The following is a 16,374-nucleotide window of genomic DNA, read 5'->3' on the forward strand; positions in this document are numbered from 1 at the left end:
AAAAAACAACGCCCGAGCGAATCTCGCCCGGGCGTTGTTTGAGGGCGGTGCAGCTGACTTAAGTGCGGATCACCGCCCTTGGGTATTGCATGGACTTAGATCTTGCCGACCAGGTCCAGGGACGGAGCCAGGGTGGCCTCGCCTTCTTTCCACTTGGCTGGGCAGACTTCGCCTGGGTGGGCAGCAACGTATTGAGCGGCCTTGATCTTGCGCAGCAGCTCGGAAGCGTCACGGCCTACGCCGCCATCGTTGATTTCAACGATCTTGATCTGGCCTTCCGGGTTGATCACGAAGGTGCCGCGGTCAGCCAGACCGGCTTCTTCGATCAGCACGTCGAAGTTGCGGGAGATAGCCAGGGTCGGGTCGCCGATCATGGTGTACTGGATCTTGCCAATGGCTGGCGAAGTGTTGTGCCAGGCAGCGTGGGCGAAGTGGGTGTCGGTGGAAACGCTGTAGATCTCAACGCCCAGCTTCTGGAACTCGGCGTAGTTGTCGGCCAGGTCTTCCAGTTCGGTTGGGCAAACGAAGGTGAAGTCAGCCGGGTAGAAGAACACGACAGACCATTTGCCTTTCAAGTCAGCGTCCGACACTTCGACGAATGCGCCGTTTTTGAATGCGGTAGCTTTGAACGGTTTAACTTGGCTGTTGATGATAGGCATCGTTGACTCTCCATCAGTGGTTGAAAACGTTGGGTGAAAACTTGATGGGGAGAATCCTAGCCAATCAATCGCCGTTTGGCTCATTGGCAAACCTGATGCTGCCGATTAGTTTTGGCTATCAACCAACAGTATTAATAGAAGAAATTCTATTCACTGCGGGATCGGCTTCTCGTCGATACGCGCCATGCCCATGAACGGACTGGCCTCGACGTAGCGCATGGCCGACTTCAGATCCTTCCAGCCGACATAGCTCATCAACGACTTCAAGTCCCAGCCACTGCGGTGGGCCCAGGTAGCAAAACCACGGCGCAGGGAATGGCTGGTGTAGTGTTCGGCAGTGATGCCCGCGCGCTCCAGGGCCTGGCGCAACAGCGGGATGACACTGTTGGCGTGCATCCCCTGCTCGCTCAGGTTCCCCCAGCGATCGATCTTGCGAAACACCGGCCCCCGCACCAGGGCCGCGCCGTTGATCCATTCGATATAGGCCTGTACCGGGCACAACCGCTGCAAGGCTGGTGTGCGGAAGGTCCGGCCAAGGTTGTTGCGATCTGCCTTGCTGCGCGGCAGATAGAGGCTGATGCCGGACCCTGCGACCGCCTGCACATGCTCGATCTGCAGCCGGCACAACTCGTCACTGCGAAAGCCTCGCCAGAACCCCAGCAAGATCAGCGCCCGATCACGCCTAGCGCGTAACAGGTCAGCCGGACGCGCCTCGGCCGCCGCCGCGAGAGCTTCGTTGTCGAGCCAGCTCGCCACCCGCTCCAGGTGCTGTAGCTGCAAGGGCTCGGCCTGCTTCTCCTGGGTCGGATGCACGGCACGAATGCCCTTGAAGACCTGGCGCACCACCGGAGCCTTGGTCGGATCGGCAAAACCCTGGCTGGCGTGCCACTGCGCCAGGGCCGACAGGCGCAACCTCAAGGTGTTGATCGACAGTTGCCCGGCATACGCCGCGAGATAGCGGGCGATGCTGTCCGCCGTCGCCGGCAGGAATCCGCCCCACTGCACCTCGAAGTGCTCGATGGCCGCCCGATAACTGCGGCGGGTGTTGTCGCGGGTGGCGGCTTGCAGGTAACGATCCAGCTCACTCATGGCGGCTCAGCTCAGGCAGATGTACGGCGATAGCAGGCAAAAGGTCGCTAACGGGCCTATAACAAGGGGTAATACCATAATATCCCATGTCAGATAATAGCTACCGAAACCGATTTCGCACCTGTACAATAATCGCTAATTACATACCACGTAACACAGTATTAAATCGTTGGAGGATGCATGGCTCGTGGAGGCATAAACAAGGCGGTAGTGAAAAAGGCGCGCCAGGCGATTCTCGCCCGTGGCGAACACCCCAGCATCGATGCAGTACGCATAGAAATGGGCAATACCGGCTCGAAAACCACCATCCATCGCTACCTGAAGGAACTGGACGATGGCACCAGCCGCCGTGACGCAGGCCCAGTGCCGCTGAATGAAGAATTGGCTGAACTGGTGGGACGCCTGGCACAACGTCTTCAGGAGCAGGCCCAGGAACCCCTTGATGAAGCCCTCGCCCGCTTCGAGGAACAGCAGCTGGCACTGCAACAGCAGTTGGATGCTGCCCGAGGCAATCAGGAGCAGTTGCAACAGCAGTTGCAGATCCAGGCCAGCGCCCTGGCCAGTGAAACCACCGCCCTGCTGGAAACCCGCTCCATGCTGCAGAGCGAACAGACCCGCAACGCCGAGCTCAACCAGGCATTGAAGGATTGCGACTTGCGCCTGGAAGACAAGGAGCAGCAGATCCGCTCCCTGGAAGACAAGCACCTGCATGCACGGGACGCCCTGGAACACTACCGCGCCGCCAGCAAGGAGCAGCGTGAGCAGGAATTGCGTCGTCACGAAGGGCAGATGCAGCAGGTGCAGATGGAGTTGCGCCAGACCCAGCAGAGCGCCCTGGTGCGCCAGGATGAAATCACCCAGCTGCACCGCGACAACGAACGCTTGCTCGCCGAACAGCGGGCCCTGCACAAGGAGCTGCAGCAAACCCAGGACGCCGCCGCCAAGAGCACGACGCGGCAGGCACAGCTCAGCGAACAGCTGGCACGCCAGGAAAGCGCCAGCACCCTGCTCCAGGAACGCTTGCGCGTGGCAACAGAAGAGATTCAGACACTCAAGCAAGACGCCGACAAGGGCGCCCAGTCGAGCAAGGACCTGGAGCTGCGTGCCACCAAGGCCGAGGCCGGCCTTGAGGCACTGCGCCTGGCCACCGCCACCCAGGCGCAACCAGGCACAGCTGCGGACTGATCAGTCCGCGACGGGAGTACGCATGGTGACAAACTCTTCGGCGGCCGTCGGATGCACACCGATGGTTTCGTCGAAGTCACGCTTGGTCGCTCCAGCCTTCAAGGCGATCGCCAGGCCCTGAACGATTTCGCCGGCATCAGGGCCGACCATGTGGCAACCCAGCACCTTGTCACTGTTGGCATCCACCACCAGCTTCATCAGCGTGCGCTCCTGGCAGTCGGTCAGGGTCAGCTTCATCGGCCGGAAACGACTTTCGAATACCTGCACCTGGTGCCCGGCCTCCCGCGCCTGCTCCTCGGTGAGGCCGACGGTGCCGATGTTGGGCAAGCTGAACACGGCGGTGGGGATCATCTGGTAATCCACCGGGCGATACTGTTCGGGCCTGAACAGGCGCCGGGCGACCGCCATGCCTTCGGCCAGGGCCACAGGCGTCAATTGCACACGACCGATCACATCACCAATGGCCAGGATCGACGGCTCGCTACTCTGGTATTGGTCATCGACCTCGATGAAACCACGCTTGTCGAGCTTGACCCCGGTGTTCTCCAGCCCCAGGTTATCCAGCATCGGCCGCCGCCCGGTGGCGTAGAACACGCAATCGGCCTGTAACTTGCGACCGTCCTTGAGGGTGACCTCAAGGCTGCCATCGGCCTGTTTGTCGATGCGCTCGATGTCGGCGTTGAATTGCAGCCCCAGACCACGCTTGGTCAACTCTTCCTGCAAGTGCTTGCGCACCGCGCCATCGAAGCCACGCAGGAACAGCTCACCGCGGTACAGCAGCTGGGTGTCGGCGCCCAGGCCGTGGAAGATCCCGGCAAACTCCACCGCGATGTAACCGCCGCCCACCACCAGGACCCGCTTGGGCAGTTCCTTGAGGAAAAAGGCTTCGTTGGAACTGATGGCGTGTTCGCGCCCCGGAATGTCCGGGATCTGCGGCCAGCCACCCGTGGCAATCAGGATGTGCTTGGCACTGTAACGCTGGCCATTGACCTCAACTTGGTGAGGGTCGACCACCTTGGCATGCCCTTCATGCAGGGTGACGCCGCTGTTGACCAGCAGGTTGCGGTAGATGCCATTGAGGCGATTGATTTCACGGTCCTTGTTGGCGATCAGGGTCGCCCAGTCAAAGTTCGCCTCGCCCAGGGACCAGCCAAAACCCGAGGCTTGCTCGAAGTCCTCGGCGAAGTGGGCGCCATACACCAGCAGTTTTTTCGGCACACAGCCGACGTTGACGCAGGTACCGCCCAGATAACGACTCTCGGCAACCGCGACTTTCGCCCCGAAACCTGCGGCGAATCGCGCGCAACGCACACCGCCGGAACCGGCACCAATTACATAAAGATCAAAATCGTAGGCCATTTCACTCTCCCAGGCAGGCTGACAAGCATAACCGCTGATGGCGATCGGGTCAGCGCAGAGGTTTGACATAAGGGCGCCAAATGAAAAAGCCACCCGAAGGTGGCTTTTCCCGACAAACCCGTACAGCGACTATCAGTAAGCCTTGCCGGTCTTGTAGAAGTGTTCGAAGCAGAAGTTGGTTGCCTCGATGTAGCCTTCGGCGCCACCGCAGTCAAAACGCTTGCCCTTGAACTTGTAGGCAATCACGCAACCGTCCTGCGCCTGCTTCATCAGGGCGTCGGTGATCTGGATTTCACCGCCCTTGCCTGGCTCGGTCTGCTCGATCAGACCGAAGATGTCCGGCGTCAGGATGTAGCGACCGATGATCGCCAGGTTCGACGGGGCATCTTCCGGCTTTGGCTTCTCGACCATGTTGCGCACACGGTAGAGGTCGTCGCCAATCAGATCGCCAGCGATCACGCCGTACTTGTTGGTTTCCTGAGGATCGACTTCCTGGATCGCGACGATGGTGCAGCGGTACTGCTTGTACAGCTTGACCATCTGGGTCAGGACGCCGTCGCCTTCCAGGTTCACGCACAGGTCGTCCGCCAGGACCACGGCGAAGGGTTCATCACCGATCAGCGGGCGGCCGGTCAGAATCGCGTGGCCCAGGCCTTTCATCTCGGTTTGGCGAGTGTAAGAGAAGGAACACTCGTCCAGCAGCTTGCGGATACCAACCAGGTATTTTTCCTTGTCGGTGCCCTTGATTTGGTTTTCCAGCTCGTAACTGATGTCGAAGTGGTCTTCGAGGGCGCGCTTGCCGCGACCGGTCACGATGGAGATTTCATTCAATCCGGCATCCAGCGCTTCTTCAACGCCGTACTGGATCAGTGGCTTGTTCACCACCGGCAGCATTTCTTTGGGCATGGCTTTAGTCGCTGGCAGGAAGCGAGTACCGTAACCGGCTGCGGGGAACAAGCATTTCTTGATCATGTGAGTCCTTAAAAAGGCTGTGCGTACGAGTTTCGGCGCAGTCTAATCAGGCGGCGTGCACCTTACAATGCCCCGCGCTGGCTAACCGCTGCCATCATAGAGAAATAAAGCGCCAGATAGTTCCGCAGCATCCTCCAGATCGCTTGCGGCGTAAACCTCGATGGCCGTGCACCTCTTGCAAACCGGCGCCTGCGCGCACCTCCCGACCCTTCTCCTGCCTCCCCTGCCAAGGCGCTTGAACCCGCAGAACAGAGCGCACACTCGCGCACCATGATGGCACCGCCGAGGCCGCCTGGAACGCCTTGCCAGAGTCGCCGCCCAGAGCGACTACGGCACTTTCCCGCGACGACTGCGGACTAAAGGGTTGTCCTGTACCGAAATGGCCATTAGCTATAGCATCGCCACTGTGGCGCACGGCTCCCAACGCCCCCTCTTAAAGATGACGACCTCCCCCATGAACAAACTTCTCTTCATCACTGCAGTACTGGCCCTGAGCGGATGTGCCTCGGTGTCCGATACCTACCTCACCGATGGCGAACAGGGCCTGAGCATCGACTGCTCCGGAGAGGCCAGTTCCTGGGCCAGTTGCTATGAGAAAGCCGAGGCATCGTGCGCCGGTACGGGCTACCGGATCGTCAGTAGCGAAGGCACGCCCGCCCCCAAGGAAAGCGACAAGACCCTGGGAGTCGATGTCGGCAACTATAAAAGCCGCAGCGTGGTGGTGGTCTGCAAGTAGCGGGCGCAGCAGCCCTGCTACATATGAATCTCGGCGAACTTGATGCCCAGGTTGCGGATGGTCTCGATCAGGTCATCGAGGCGGGAGAAGGATTCCACCTCGTCGCTTTCGTCCACCAGAAAGTAGCTGCGCCCGGCACTCTTCTTGAAAAACACGATCCACTCCCCCGAATTGGCCGGGTTCTGAATCACATGGGTGGCAGAGATCAAGCCCTCTGCATGCTTTTCCCTGACGTGTTCCCGCTTCATGCTTTCTCCCGAAAAAACGATGCCGCCAAGGCGTGAGCCCGGGCGGCATCAGTGACAATGGGCGACAGTTTATCGGATGCCCTGGCCTATCAGCACGCCTTCAACGGTCTGGCCGTACAAATTCACCCCATCATTGGCGTGAAACTTGACCCGGGTCTTCTCGATCGAGCCGTCCACCAGGCGTGGATCCTGAGGCCGCTCATGGCTGTTGACGAACGCCGCCACGTCCCAGGCCTGCTGATCGCTCAGACTGCCGCCCTTGCCCAGAGGCATGTTGTGCTTGATGAAGGAGGCCGCGGTATTGATCCGGTGCATCCCTGCTCCCCAGTTGTAGGAGTCCTTGCCCCACAACGGTGGCATCACGTAATCGTCGCCGACTTTCTGCCCCTGGCCTTGCGGACCATGACAGACCGCACACTGCGCCTGATACACCGCAGCGCCCTGCTTCAGGTCGTAGCCCTTGGCCGGCTGGGCGACGTCGGGATAACCGCGCCCAGGCAACTCGACCCCTAGCGGCGCCTTGCTCGCCAGCCAGTAGGCATACACCGACAGCGCAGTGATCTCGGGGCTGTCGGCGGCCGGCGGCTTGCCTCCGTTCATGCTGAACTGGAAGCAGCCCTGCAAGCGCTCGGCAAAGGTGTTCACCTTGTCGTTCTTCTTGCGATAGGCCGGGTACATGGGGTACGCACCCCAAAGCGGCGCGGAGTTGGCCAGGCGTCCCTGATCAAGGTGGCAGTTGCTGCAACTGAGGCCGTTGCCCACGTACTTCGGCGCCAGGCGCTTGGTGTCGACAAACAGCGCATAGCCCTCACGCACCAGTTTGCCGTAGGCATTGTCCGGCAGCTCACTCTCGGCCGGCGGCTTGAAGTACTCGGCATGGGCCGCAGCGCTCGGTGCCGGTATCTGCGACTGGTCTTCCATGGCAATCGTGGCCGCCTGCACCTGCCCCGCGAGCAAGGCCATCAACGATCCTGCAATCAATGGTTTCATGGCCGCTTCTCCTGCTGGTTCAAGGTCGCGAAGTAATCCGCCACTGCCGCGACCTCTTCGTTGCTCAAGGATTTGGCGACATGCCCCATCAGGTCATTGGGGTCATTGTGGCGAGTGCCTTCACGCCAGGCGTTCAACTGCGCCACCAGGTAACTCGCGGGCTGCCCGGCCAGGGGTGGGAAGGCGTCGCCGACACCGACGCCGCCAGGGCCGTGGCAACTCACGCACTCGGGAATCTGGCGCTCCCAGGCCCCGCGCAACGCCAGGCGCTCACCGACACCGGTTGCGACCTGGCTCCGACTGACAGCCGGGGTCTTGGGCCCCGGCATCGCAGCCAGGGTGCTGGTCACTGCAGTGATTTCATCTTCGCTCAAGGCCTTGGCCAGCGGTTGCATGACCGGGCTGGTGCGAGCACCGCTGCGAAAGTCATGCAGTTGCTTGCTCAGATAAGCCGCCGGCAACCCGGCAAGGCGCGGAAAGCCGGCAGGGGCCAGGCCCATTCCATCTGCACCATGACACGCCAGGCAAGCGGTCGCTCCCGGCTGCGCGCCGCCCTGGGTGAAGACTTTTTGCCCATCCACGGCGTGGGCAGTTTGCACAAGCAGCAGCATCAGGCCACTCAATAGCATTCGATCCAGTGGGATCATATGGACTCCATTATTTTAGTTATATGCTTAGACTCAACCGGCATAAGCACACAAATAGTAGGTCAATTGATCCGCAGCGACAATACGAAACGGGCGGTTTTATCCTGGATTGGCGGGGGCACGGGCCCGGCTTTTCAGCCAGGAACGCTCAACAGAGGGAGGTGCGGCTCGCTATGAAACTGCTCGCCCGCACGGGCATTATTGAATAACCACTGGCGCCACCTTGCAGGACCCGGTCGCTGCCTGGGGCGGCAGCGCGGTGCGCGGTGGCAGGCGAGAATCGACGCCATCGCTGCCGCAACGGAGCAAGGACAGCGCTTGAGCCATCAGCCGGAGATGCAGCTCTCACCGGCTTTGCGCACATCCTGTGGGCGCAGAGGGTTGTTGGACATCTGCTCATGCAGCTTGATGCTGCTGCCACCAGATCGAGTATCGATGTAGAACACTGCAGCCGGCGCCGGCGACAGGCTCTGGGGCACGATCACCCGGTAGCCATCCTTATGGGGCTCGACTTGCAGCGCGCCTCGGCTATCGGAGAGTTTATCGGTCAGGCACTTGGCGTATTCCTGAGGTTTCTTTCCCGAAATGACGTTCAAAGTCGGCGGCGTCTGGTTAATGTCCGAGACGGTCGCACAACCGCTGATGACCAAAGCCAGAACCCACACCCAACGCATCATATGAAACCTCCAGTAAAATCCCTCCGACAGCAAGAACGCTGTTTTTCTCCAGAGGCCCGGCTTTTATCGCCGATAAAAATCCAAATAACTGTTTTAAATTGTCAAAGCCCGGCACCGGGGCCGAATAATAACCCTTGGGGCCTGATAAACTGCGCCATCGCCCACGCAAACGTTTTGCTTTTGTAGCTATAGCCCTTCTGGAGACACCCATGAAATTCATTCACCAGCGCGAGCACCTGAACGAAGACGATATCGTCGTCATCGAATGCTCCCAGGTCTGCAACATTCGCCTGATGAGCGACGCCAACTTCCGCAGCTTCAAGAACGGTGGCCGCCACACCTACCACGGTGGGGCTTTCGACAAGTTTCCAGCCAAGATCACCGCGCCGAGCACCGGCTTCTGGAACATCACCATCGACACCGTCAACCGCCGCCCCATCAGTGTGACCCGCAAGCCGAACCTGACGCACTCGATCCGCATCATCCGACGCTCCAGTTCGAAACTGCGCTAAGCCCCCGCCTCCCGCGACCACAGGTATTCCCGTGCCCCAGACCACCAAGTACGTCATCAAATACAAACTCAACGGCGAGCGGCGCTTCGAGTTCGCCCAGCTGGAAACCGGCACCCAGGAAGAAGCCCGGGCCGCCCTGGCAGCTCTGCATGGCCAATCCGACGCCGTGATCAGCGACATCAGCGTCAGCAAGGCCCTGTAGATCGTCCCGATTCAAGCGCAAGCAGCGGAGTGTAGACGTCGCTCCAGGCAGCCAGACTGGCCGGAACCACCTTCTGTCCAGGACACCCGCGCCATGTTCGTTCCCCCGCTGCAAGACCGCCTGCAACAACTGGATTGGGCCGGCATCGAGCAGGCCCTCGATCAGGACGGCTGGGCCCGCCTCGAAGGCCTGCTGAGCCACGAAGAATGCCGCGCCCTGAGCCGTCTGTACCAGCAGCCCGAACTGTTCCGCTCAAAAGTGCACATGGCTCGCCATGGCTTCGGCCTCGGTGAGTATCAGTACTTTGGCTACCCACTGCCGGACCCGGTGGCGCAATTGCGCAGCGACTTCTACCCACACCTGGTCGGCCAGGCCAATCGCTGGAACCAGACGATGAACATCGACATTCGCTACCCGGCGACCCACTCGGCGTTCATCCAGCGTTGCCACGCTGCCGGACAACAACGTCCCACGCCGCTGTTGCTGCAATACGGTCCAGGGGATTACAACTGCCTGCATCAGGACCTGTACGGCGAGCACGTATTCCCCTTGCAAGTGGCCTTCCTCCTGTCGCAACCGGAGAGCGACTTCACCGGCGGCGAACTGGTGCTCACCGAACAGCGCCCGCGCCTGCAGTCACGACCACAGGTCATTGGTCTGAAGCAGGGTGATGGGCTGATTTTCGCCGTGCATCATCGGCCGATAAAAGGCGCACGCGGGCACTATCGGGTGACCCTGCGCCACGGGGTCAGCCGCGTGCACAGCGGTCGACGCCACACCCTTGGAGTGATCTTTCACGATGCCTTGTAACCATGAAGGTCCCGCAACCAGCCCCGGGCTGTTCGATGAGCAAGACCTGCAGCAGCCGACGCGCACCGACGTGCTGGGGCCTCAGTCACGGGTTCTGCGCGGCTTTGCCCTGCCCTGGATCGAACGCCTGCTGCCCCAGCTTGACGCGGTACTGGCCACGGCGCCCTTTCGCCACATGGTGACCCCAGGAGGTTTCAGCATGTCCGTCGGCCTGAGCAGTTGCGGGCAATTGGGCTGGACCACCGACCGCAGCGGTTATCGCTACAGCCGGATCGACCCGCAAAGCCGGCAACCCTGGCCCGCCATGCCCGCCGAGTTCGCACAATTGGCCGAGGCCGCCGCGAATGCCGCGGGCTTCGCCCCATTTGCACCCGACTCCTGCCTGATCAACTGTTACCGGCCCGGGGCGAAAATGTCCCTGCACCAGGACAAGAATGAACGGGACTACAGCGCTCCCATCGTTTCCGTGTCCCTGGGCCTGCCGGCAATCTTTCTCTTCGGCGGCCAGCAACGCGGCGACCCCAGCCAAAGGATTCCCCTGCTGCATGGCGATGTGGTGGTCTGGGGTGGCGTCGACCGCCTGCGCTATCACGGGGTACAGCCTCTCAAGGACGGCATCCACCCCCTGCTCGGCCAACAGCGGATCAACCTGACCTTTCGCCAGGCCGGCTGATGTCGGGAATTCAACCGCAAGCAGCGGGATGCCGAGCTGGCCGAGTCTGGTTAATCTGGCCACCATTCCTTGCCGAGTACCGACCATGAATGCTTCGTCGCGCAAACATCAGATCGAACAGGACCCTCGCTGGCAGGCCGTGCTCAAGCGCGATGCCAGCGCCGACAGCCAGTTTGTCTACGCCGTGCGCACTACCGGCGTGTACTGCCGCCCCAGCAGCCTGTCGCGCCTGCCCAAGGCGGAAAATGTCGAGTTCTTCGACAGCGCCGCGCAGGCCGAGGCCGCAGGCTATCGGCCGAGCAAGCGCCAGGCCAGCGACCAGACCCAGGTGGCTGCTCAGCATGCCGCGCTGGTGGCGACTGCCTGCCGACAGATCGAGAAGGCCGAGTCCGCGCCAAGCCTGACCCAACTGGCGCAACACGCAGGCATGAGCAGCTATCACTTCCATCGGGTATTCAAGGCCGCCACCGGCCTGACGCCACGGGGCTACGCCAACGCGCAGCGCTCGCGCAAGGTCCGCTCGCACCTGGAGCGCGGCCAGTCGGTGACCGAGGCCCTGTACGACGCCGGCTTCAATTCCAACAGCCGCTTCTACGAGGCCGCGGACCAATTGCTGGGCATGAAGCCCAGTGCCTACCGCGCTGGCGGTCCAGAGACCGACATCCGCTTCGCTGTCGGCCAGTGCTCCCTGGGCGCGATCCTGGTGGCACAGAGCAATCGGGGGGTTTGCGCCATTCTGCTGGGGGACGATGCCAACCAGCTGGTTGAACAACTGCAGGACAAATTCCCTCGCGCCAACCTGATCGGTGCCGACCGCGACTTCGAGCGCCTGATCGCCCAGGTGGTGGGGTTTATCGAAGCCCCGGCGATAGGCCTTGACCTGCCCCTGGACCTGCGCGGCACAGCGTTCCAGGAACGGGTGTGGCAGGCCCTGCGAAGCATCCCGGCCGGCAGCACCGCCAGCTATGCCGAGATCGCCCAGCGCATTGGTGCGCCCAAGGCCATGCGCGCGGTGGCCCAGGCGTGCGCGGCCAACAGCCTGGCGGTGGCGATTCCTTGCCACCGGGTGGTGCGCAGCGACGGCAACCTCTCGGGCTACCGCTGGGGCGTGGAGCGCAAGCGTCAGTTGCTGGAGCGAGAAAGCTCGTCCGACGCCTGAATGCCGATGTAAATCGCTACCGAGTCGGCGCTGGTGTAGACCTCGAAATCCGTCGCGAAGGCGCGGCGGACCTGGGGGTTGTTCTGGAAGTAGGCCCAGATCAGGCCCCAGGTCTGGATCACGCAATCGGGCATGGCCCCCTTGGCGCTGAACATCAGGTACTCACCGCCCAGGATGTCCACGCTCGGGTAGTCGGCGCAGGGGCCGCTCAAGGCCACTCCGGCAGTCACGTCAAAGTGCCCCGAGGCATCGGACTCGTAGTTGGAATAGACCCCATAGACGAAAGAGTCCGGCTCCCTGGGGGCAACCTTGTCGAACAGGTCCTCGACATAGAAACGCTGCCACAGGGGCCCGATCCTGGCGCTGTCCGCCTGCTGCTCCTCGACGTTACGGGTACGCACTTGCAGGCCCGCGACGCTGAAAGGCAGCACCTCGCGCAGTTTTACATCCATGGTCAGCCATCCTTCCCAAGCGGTGAGTGAAAATATCCGCCGCAGTCTAGCGCCGGATGGCCCCCACCAACAGCCGTCAAGCACGCTCTTGCCCTGGCAGCAAATGTGCGGGTTTGAGCCTGCGCCTGAAAAGTCAGCTAGCATTGCCCGGCCTTCTCCTGATAAAACCTTGCGCCTGCATCGTCTAATACTGCCGACGGAGGACCCTTTCACATGAGCCATTGGACTGACAGCCGTCTCCTTACTCTGCTGGGCATTGAACTGCCGATCATCCAGGCACCAATGGCCGGCGCCACCGGCTCCGCCATGGTGATCGGCGCCTCGCGGGCTGGTGCCCTCGGTTCATTGCCCTGCGCCATGCTCGGCACCGAGCAGATTCGCCAGGAAGTGCAGGTCATTCGCTCAGCCACCCGGCATCCCCTGAACCTGAACTTCTTCTGCCATCAGGTACAGCCCGTCGACAGCGAACAGGAAACCCGCTGGAAAAACGCCCTCGAACCCTACTACCGAGAACTGGGGGCCGACTTCGACGCCCCGACTCCGGTCAGCAACCGAGCGCCCTTCGACGAAACCAGCTGCCAGCTGGTGGAAGAACTGCGCCCCGAAGTGGTGAGCTTTCACTTCGGCCTGCCGGAGCCGGCGCTGCTGGCACGGGTCAAGGCCACCGGGGCAAAGATCCTCTCCTCGGCCAGCACCGTCGATGAAGCCCTGTGGCTGGAAGCCCGGGGTTGCGATGCGATCATCGCCATGGGCTACGAAGCCGGCGGGCATCGGGCGATGTTCCTCAGCGACGACCTCAACAGCCAGGTCGGCACCCTGGCACTGGTGCCGCAAGTGGTCGACGCCGTGAAGCTGCCGGTGATCGCCGCCGGTGGCATCGGCGACGCCCGGGGCATTGTCGCGGCACTGGCCCTCGGCGCATCGGCAGCCATGCTGGGCACCGCCTACCTGTTCACCCCGGAAGCCAAGGTCAGCGCTGCCCACCACAAGGCCCTGCGCAGCGCCAAGGAAAGCCAGACCGCGGTGACCAACCTGTTCACCGGGCGCCCTGCCCGCGGCATCATCAACCGGGTCATGCGCGAAATGGGGCCCATGAGCCCCCTGGCTCCCGCCTTTCCCCGGGCTGGCGGCGCACTGATGCCACTGCGGGCCAAGGACGAAGCGGACTTCGCCAATCTCTGGTCCGGGCAAGCCCTGCGCCTGGGGGTGGAACTGTCCAGCTATGAGCTGACCCTGCGCCTGGCCGAACAGACCCTGGCGCGGCTCCAGCGGCGCTGAGCAGCCCGGCTGCGACTTCATTCGCGGCCGGCTTCAGGGGAAGCGCCGGCAGAGTTCCGCCCGTCGACAATTCGCTATATATTCTGCTATATAGCGATTCCCCTCGCCTTGGTGCAGACCCTTCCAATAACTCGCTGCCCAATGCTTCTTCCCCCCAATGGAGCTGCTTCATGAACCTTCGCGCCACAGGTTTTGCACCGACGTGTCTCGCCACCCTGCTTGCCGTATTCGCCTTCGGATCGGCCCAGGCCGATGAAGTCCAGGTGGCGGTGGCCGCCAACTTCACCGCGCCGATCCAGGCCATCGCCGCCGACTTCGAAAAGGACACCGGGCACAAGCTGGTGGCGGCCTACGGTGCCACCGGGCAGTTCTACGCGCAGATCAAGAATGGCGCGCCCTTCGAGGTGTTCCTCTCCGCGGACGACAGCACGCCGCAAAAACTCGAAAGCGAAGGCGACATCGTCAAGGGCTCGCGCTTCACCTACGCCATCGGCACCCTGGCCCTGTGGTCGGCCAAGGACGGCTACGTCGACAGCAAGGGCCAGGTGCTCAAGGACAACCAGTACCAGCACCTGTCCATCGCCAACCCAAAAGCCGCACCCTATGGGCTGGCTGCAACCCAGGTGCTGGCCAAGCTCGGCCTGACCGACAAGGTCAAGGACAAGATCGTCGAAGGCCAGAACATCACCCAGGCCTATCAGTTCGTCTCCACCGGCAATGCCGAACTGGGCTTCGTTGCCCTGTCGCAGATCTACAAGGACGGCAAGGTCACCAGCGGCTCGGCCTGGATCGTTCCCGGCGAGATGCATGAGCCGATCAAGCAGGACGCCGTGATCCTCAACAAGGGCAAGGACAACCCGGCCGCCAAGGCGCTGGTTGACTACCTCAAGGGGCCGAAAGCCGGCGCGATCATCAAGTCCTACGGCTACCAACTGTAAATGAACCTGTCGAGTGCCGACTTTTCCGCCATCTGGCTGACCCTGAAGCTGGCGTCCCTGACGACGCTGATCCTGCTGGTCGTCGGCACTCCGATTGCATTGTGGCTGTCGCGCACCCGCTCCTGGCTGCGCGGCCCGATCGGCGCCGTGGTGGCGCTGCCCCTGGTACTGCCGCCCACGGTGATTGGTTTCTACCTGCTGCTGGCCCTCGGGCCCAACGGTTTCTTCGGGCAACTCACCCAGTCCCTGGGCCTGGGCACCCTGACCTTCAGTTTCAGCGGTCTGGTGCTGGGCTCGGTGATCTATTCCATGCCCTTTGTCGTGCAACCCCTGCAGAACGCCTTTTCCGCCATTGGCAGCCGCCCCCTGGAAGTGGCCGCCACCCTGCGCGCCAACCCCTGGGACACCTTTTTCACGGTGATCCTGCCCCTGGCCCGACCGGGGTTCATCACCGCCTCGATCCTGGGTTTCGCCCACACCGTCGGCGAATTCGGCGTGGTGCTGATGATCGGCGGCAATATTCCCAACAAGACCCGGGTGGTCTCGGTGCAGATCTACGATCATGTCGAGGCCATGGAGTACGCCCAGGCCCACTGGCTGGCCGGGGCCATGCTGGTGTTCTCGTTCCTGGTGCTGCTGGCGCTGTATTCCAGCCGCAAGACCAAAGCCGCCTGGAGCTGACCGATGGGCATTCATCTCAAGCTGCAACTGGGTTATCAGGACTTCGGCCTGGACCTCGACCTGCAACTGCCGGGACGCGGCGTGACCGCGCTCTATGGCCATTCGGGATCGGGCAAGACCACCTGCCTGCGCTGTATTGCCGGCCTGGAAAAAAACGGCCGCGGGCGCATCCAGATCAATGACGAAGTCTGGCAGGACAGCCAGCGCAAACTGTTCGTTGCCCCCCACAAGCGCTCCCTGGGCTATGTGTTCCAGGAAGCCAGCCTGTTCCCGCACCTGTCGGTGCAGGCCAATCTGGAGTTCGGCCTGCGGCGCATCGCCAAGGCGCAACGTCGGGTGGACATGGCCCAGGCCACCGAGCTGCTGGGTATCGGCCACCTGCTCGAGCGCCATCCGCAGCACCTTTCCGGGGGCGAGCGCCAGCGTGTCGGCATCGCCCGGGCCCTGCTCACCAGCCCCCGGCTGCTGCTGATGGATGAGCCCCTGGCGGCCCTGGACTCGAAACGCAAAGGTGAAATCCTGCCCTACCTGGAACGCCTGCACGACGAGCTGGATATCCCGGTGCTGTACGTCAGTCACTCCCAGGACGAAGTGGCGCGCCTGGCCGATCACATCGTGCTGCTCAGTGAAGGCAAGGCCCTGGCCAGCGGTCCGATCGGCGAGACCCTGGCACGCCTGGACCTGCCCCTGGCCCTGGGCGATGACGCCGGGGTCGTGGTGGACGGCCGGGTCAGCCACTACGACGCGGCCTATCAACTGCTGACCCTGCAATTGCCCGCCAGCCACCTGAGTATTCGCGTGGCCCACGCGCCCCTGGCACACGGCAAGGCCCTGCGCTTCAAGGTCCAGGCCCGCGACGTCAGCCTGAGCCTTCTGGACAGCGAGCACAGCAGTATCCTCAACCGCTTGCCCGTCACCGTCAGTCACGAGATTCCGGCGGACAATGCCGCTCACGTCCTGGTACGCCTGGATGCAGCAGGCACGCCGTTGCTGGCGCGCATTACCCGCTACTCGCGGGATCAGTTGAACCTGCACCCCGGCCAGCAGCTCTGGGCCCAGATCAAGGCCGTGGCGGTCCTGGCATAAAGCGCACAAAACCTCGGCACC

The 16,374-nt window shown here is 62.2% G+C and carries 20 protein-coding genes; 11 read left to right on the top strand and 9 right to left on the bottom strand.

The window, feature by feature from the left end:
• Nucleotides 1–95: 95 nt before the first annotated feature.
• Nucleotides 96–659, bottom strand: a complete 564-nt coding sequence (gene ahpC, locus ACZ5BO_RS19955; protein WP_011061677.1) for an alkyl hydroperoxide reductase subunit C — start codon at nucleotides 657–659, stop codon at nucleotides 96–98.
• Nucleotides 660–809: 150 nt separating this feature from the next.
• Nucleotides 810–1,748 (bottom strand): site-specific integrase, encoded by a 939-nt coding sequence (locus tag ACZ5BO_RS19960; RefSeq protein WP_464696225.1) that lies wholly within the window; start codon nucleotides 1,746–1,748, stop codon nucleotides 810–812.
• 180 nt (nucleotides 1,749–1,928) lie between these two features.
• Here ACZ5BO_RS19960 and ACZ5BO_RS19965 point away from each other — a divergent pair, with 180 nt between their 5' ends.
• Nucleotides 1,929–2,933 (top strand): DNA-binding protein, encoded by a 1,005-nt coding sequence (locus ACZ5BO_RS19965; RefSeq protein ID WP_464696226.1) that lies wholly within the window; start codon nucleotides 1,929–1,931, stop codon nucleotides 2,931–2,933.
• On the opposite strand, the gene gorA is transcribed toward ACZ5BO_RS19965, so the two are convergent.
• On the bottom strand, nucleotides 2,934–4,292 hold the full coding sequence (gorA, locus tag ACZ5BO_RS19970; RefSeq protein ID WP_464696227.1) for a glutathione-disulfide reductase: 1,359 nt from the start codon (nucleotides 4,290–4,292) through the stop codon (nucleotides 2,934–2,936).
• Between the two features lie 132 nt (nucleotides 4,293–4,424).
• Nucleotides 4,425–5,264 (bottom strand): UTP--glucose-1-phosphate uridylyltransferase GalU, encoded by an 840-nt coding sequence (gene galU / locus ACZ5BO_RS19975; protein ID WP_025129986.1) that lies wholly within the window; start codon nucleotides 5,262–5,264, stop codon nucleotides 4,425–4,427.
• 454 nt (nucleotides 5,265–5,718) lie between these two features.
• Here galU and ACZ5BO_RS19980 point away from each other — a divergent pair, with 454 nt between their 5' ends.
• A complete protein-coding gene (locus tag ACZ5BO_RS19980) occupies nucleotides 5,719–6,000 on the top strand; it encodes a hypothetical protein (RefSeq protein ID WP_464696228.1) in 282 nt (93 codons plus the stop codon).
• A 17-nt stretch (nucleotides 6,001–6,017) separates the two neighbouring features.
• On the opposite strand, the gene ACZ5BO_RS19985 is transcribed toward ACZ5BO_RS19980, so the two are convergent.
• From ACZ5BO_RS19985 to ACZ5BO_RS20000, 4 genes are all read right to left on the bottom strand, one after another.
• Nucleotides 6,018–6,248: a hypothetical protein gene (locus ACZ5BO_RS19985; RefSeq protein ID WP_025129984.1), complete on the bottom strand. Its 231-nt coding sequence runs from the start codon at nucleotides 6,246–6,248 to the stop codon at nucleotides 6,018–6,020.
• A gap of 69 nt (nucleotides 6,249–6,317) precedes the next feature.
• The gene (locus ACZ5BO_RS19990) at nucleotides 6,318–7,169 is read right to left on the bottom strand and encodes a c-type cytochrome (RefSeq protein WP_464701327.1); all 852 of its coding nucleotides are present in this window, start codon (nucleotides 7,167–7,169) and stop codon (nucleotides 6,318–6,320) included.
• A gap of 65 nt (nucleotides 7,170–7,234) precedes the next feature.
• Nucleotides 7,235–7,885 (bottom strand): c-type cytochrome, encoded by a 651-nt coding sequence (locus ACZ5BO_RS19995; protein ID WP_464696229.1) that lies wholly within the window; start codon nucleotides 7,883–7,885, stop codon nucleotides 7,235–7,237.
• A 326-nt stretch (nucleotides 7,886–8,211) separates the two neighbouring features.
• Nucleotides 8,212–8,562, bottom strand: a complete 351-nt coding sequence (locus tag ACZ5BO_RS20000; RefSeq protein ID WP_081818688.1) for a hypothetical protein — start codon at nucleotides 8,560–8,562, stop codon at nucleotides 8,212–8,214.
• A gap of 209 nt (nucleotides 8,563–8,771) precedes the next feature.
• Between ACZ5BO_RS20000 and ACZ5BO_RS20005 the strand changes: the two genes are divergently transcribed.
• The 5 genes from ACZ5BO_RS20005 (at nucleotide 8,772) to ada (ending at nucleotide 11,918) form a co-directional block, all read left to right on the top strand.
• On the top strand, nucleotides 8,772–9,074 hold the full coding sequence (locus ACZ5BO_RS20005) for a DUF1883 domain-containing protein (RefSeq protein ID WP_011061687.1): 303 nt from the start codon (nucleotides 8,772–8,774) through the stop codon (nucleotides 9,072–9,074).
• A 31-nt stretch (nucleotides 9,075–9,105) separates the two neighbouring features.
• A complete protein-coding gene (locus ACZ5BO_RS20010; protein ID WP_177330296.1) occupies nucleotides 9,106–9,276 on the top strand; it encodes a hypothetical protein in 171 nt (56 codons plus the stop codon).
• A gap of 93 nt (nucleotides 9,277–9,369) precedes the next feature.
• A complete protein-coding gene (locus ACZ5BO_RS20015; protein ID WP_464696230.1) occupies nucleotides 9,370–10,086 on the top strand; it encodes a 2OG-Fe(II) oxygenase in 717 nt (238 codons plus the stop codon).
• Nucleotides 10,076–10,759, top strand: coding sequence for a DNA oxidative demethylase AlkB (alkB, locus tag ACZ5BO_RS20020; RefSeq protein WP_025129979.1), 684 nt, complete (start codon nucleotides 10,076–10,078; stop codon nucleotides 10,757–10,759). Before ACZ5BO_RS20015 ends, alkB begins: the two co-directional genes overlap by 11 nt.
• An 85-nt stretch (nucleotides 10,760–10,844) precedes the next feature.
• Nucleotides 10,845–11,918, top strand: a complete 1,074-nt coding sequence (gene ada / locus ACZ5BO_RS20025) for a bifunctional DNA-binding transcriptional regulator/O6-methylguanine-DNA methyltransferase Ada (RefSeq protein WP_464696231.1) — start codon at nucleotides 10,845–10,847, stop codon at nucleotides 11,916–11,918.
• On the opposite strand, the gene ACZ5BO_RS20030 is transcribed toward ada, so the two are convergent.
• Nucleotides 11,882–12,370, bottom strand: coding sequence for a GyrI-like domain-containing protein (locus ACZ5BO_RS20030; RefSeq protein WP_464696233.1), 489 nt, complete (start codon nucleotides 12,368–12,370; stop codon nucleotides 11,882–11,884). The two genes, ada and ACZ5BO_RS20030, sit on opposite strands and share 37 nt — an antisense overlap.
• Nucleotides 12,371–12,583: 213 nt before the next feature.
• Here ACZ5BO_RS20030 and ACZ5BO_RS20035 point away from each other — a divergent pair, with 213 nt between their 5' ends.
• From ACZ5BO_RS20035 to modC, 4 genes are all read left to right on the top strand, one after another.
• On the top strand, nucleotides 12,584–13,648 hold the full coding sequence (locus ACZ5BO_RS20035; RefSeq protein WP_025129976.1) for an NAD(P)H-dependent flavin oxidoreductase: 1,065 nt from the start codon (nucleotides 12,584–12,586) through the stop codon (nucleotides 13,646–13,648).
• A gap of 170 nt (nucleotides 13,649–13,818) precedes the next feature.
• Nucleotides 13,819–14,586: a molybdate ABC transporter substrate-binding protein gene (modA, locus tag ACZ5BO_RS20040; protein WP_464696234.1), complete on the top strand. Its 768-nt coding sequence runs from the start codon at nucleotides 13,819–13,821 to the stop codon at nucleotides 14,584–14,586.
• Entirely contained in the window at nucleotides 14,587–15,267 is a 681-nt protein-coding gene (modB, locus tag ACZ5BO_RS20045) for a molybdate ABC transporter permease subunit (protein WP_025129974.1), read from the top strand.
• Nucleotides 15,268–15,270: 3 nt separating this feature from the next.
• Entirely contained in the window at nucleotides 15,271–16,353 is a 1,083-nt protein-coding gene (modC, locus tag ACZ5BO_RS20050; protein WP_025129973.1) for a molybdenum ABC transporter ATP-binding protein, read from the top strand.
• Nucleotides 16,354–16,374: the final 21 nt, after the last annotated feature.

The organism is Pseudomonas sp. FFPRI_1, from assembly GCF_055384485.1.

Coding starts and splice junctions, on each gene's coding strand:
- ahpC (WP_011061677.1), bottom strand. CDS start 659: ATGCCTATCATCAACAGCCAAGTTAAACCGTTCAAAGCTACCGCATTC.
- ACZ5BO_RS19960 (WP_464696225.1), bottom strand. CDS start 1,748: ATGAGTGAGCTGGATCGTTACCTGCAAGCCGCCACCCGCGACAACACC.
- ACZ5BO_RS19965 (WP_464696226.1), top strand. CDS start 1,929: ATGGCTCGTGGAGGCATAAACAAGGCGGTAGTGAAAAAGGCGCGCCAG.
- gorA (WP_464696227.1), bottom strand. CDS start 4,292: ATGGCCTACGATTTTGATCTTTATGTAATTGGTGCCGGTTCCGGCGGT.
- galU (WP_025129986.1), bottom strand. CDS start 5,264: ATGATCAAGAAATGCTTGTTCCCCGCAGCCGGTTACGGTACTCGCTTC.
- ACZ5BO_RS19980 (WP_464696228.1), top strand. CDS start 5,719: ATGAACAAACTTCTCTTCATCACTGCAGTACTGGCCCTGAGCGGATGT.
- ACZ5BO_RS19985 (WP_025129984.1), bottom strand. CDS start 6,248: ATGAAGCGGGAACACGTCAGGGAAAAGCATGCAGAGGGCTTGATCTCT.
- ACZ5BO_RS19990 (WP_464701327.1), bottom strand. CDS start 7,169: ATGGAAGACCAGTCGCAGATACCGGCACCGAGCGCTGCGGCCCATGCC.
- ACZ5BO_RS19995 (WP_464696229.1), bottom strand. CDS start 7,885: ATGATCCCACTGGATCGAATGCTATTGAGTGGCCTGATGCTGCTGCTT.
- ACZ5BO_RS20000 (WP_081818688.1), bottom strand. CDS start 8,562: ATGATGCGTTGGGTGTGGGTTCTGGCTTTGGTCATCAGCGGTTGTGCG.
- ACZ5BO_RS20005 (WP_011061687.1), top strand. CDS start 8,772: ATGAAATTCATTCACCAGCGCGAGCACCTGAACGAAGACGATATCGTC.
- ACZ5BO_RS20015 (WP_464696230.1), top strand. CDS start 9,370: ATGTTCGTTCCCCCGCTGCAAGACCGCCTGCAACAACTGGATTGGGCC.
- alkB (WP_025129979.1), top strand. CDS start 10,076: ATGCCTTGTAACCATGAAGGTCCCGCAACCAGCCCCGGGCTGTTCGAT.
- ada (WP_464696231.1), top strand. CDS start 10,845: ATGAATGCTTCGTCGCGCAAACATCAGATCGAACAGGACCCTCGCTGG.
- ACZ5BO_RS20030 (WP_464696233.1), bottom strand. CDS start 12,370: ATGGATGTAAAACTGCGCGAGGTGCTGCCTTTCAGCGTCGCGGGCCTG.
- ACZ5BO_RS20035 (WP_025129976.1), top strand. CDS start 12,584: ATGAGCCATTGGACTGACAGCCGTCTCCTTACTCTGCTGGGCATTGAA.
- modA (WP_464696234.1), top strand. CDS start 13,819: ATGAACCTTCGCGCCACAGGTTTTGCACCGACGTGTCTCGCCACCCTG.
- modB (WP_025129974.1), top strand. CDS start 14,587: ATGAACCTGTCGAGTGCCGACTTTTCCGCCATCTGGCTGACCCTGAAG.
- modC (WP_025129973.1), top strand. CDS start 15,271: ATGGGCATTCATCTCAAGCTGCAACTGGGTTATCAGGACTTCGGCCTG.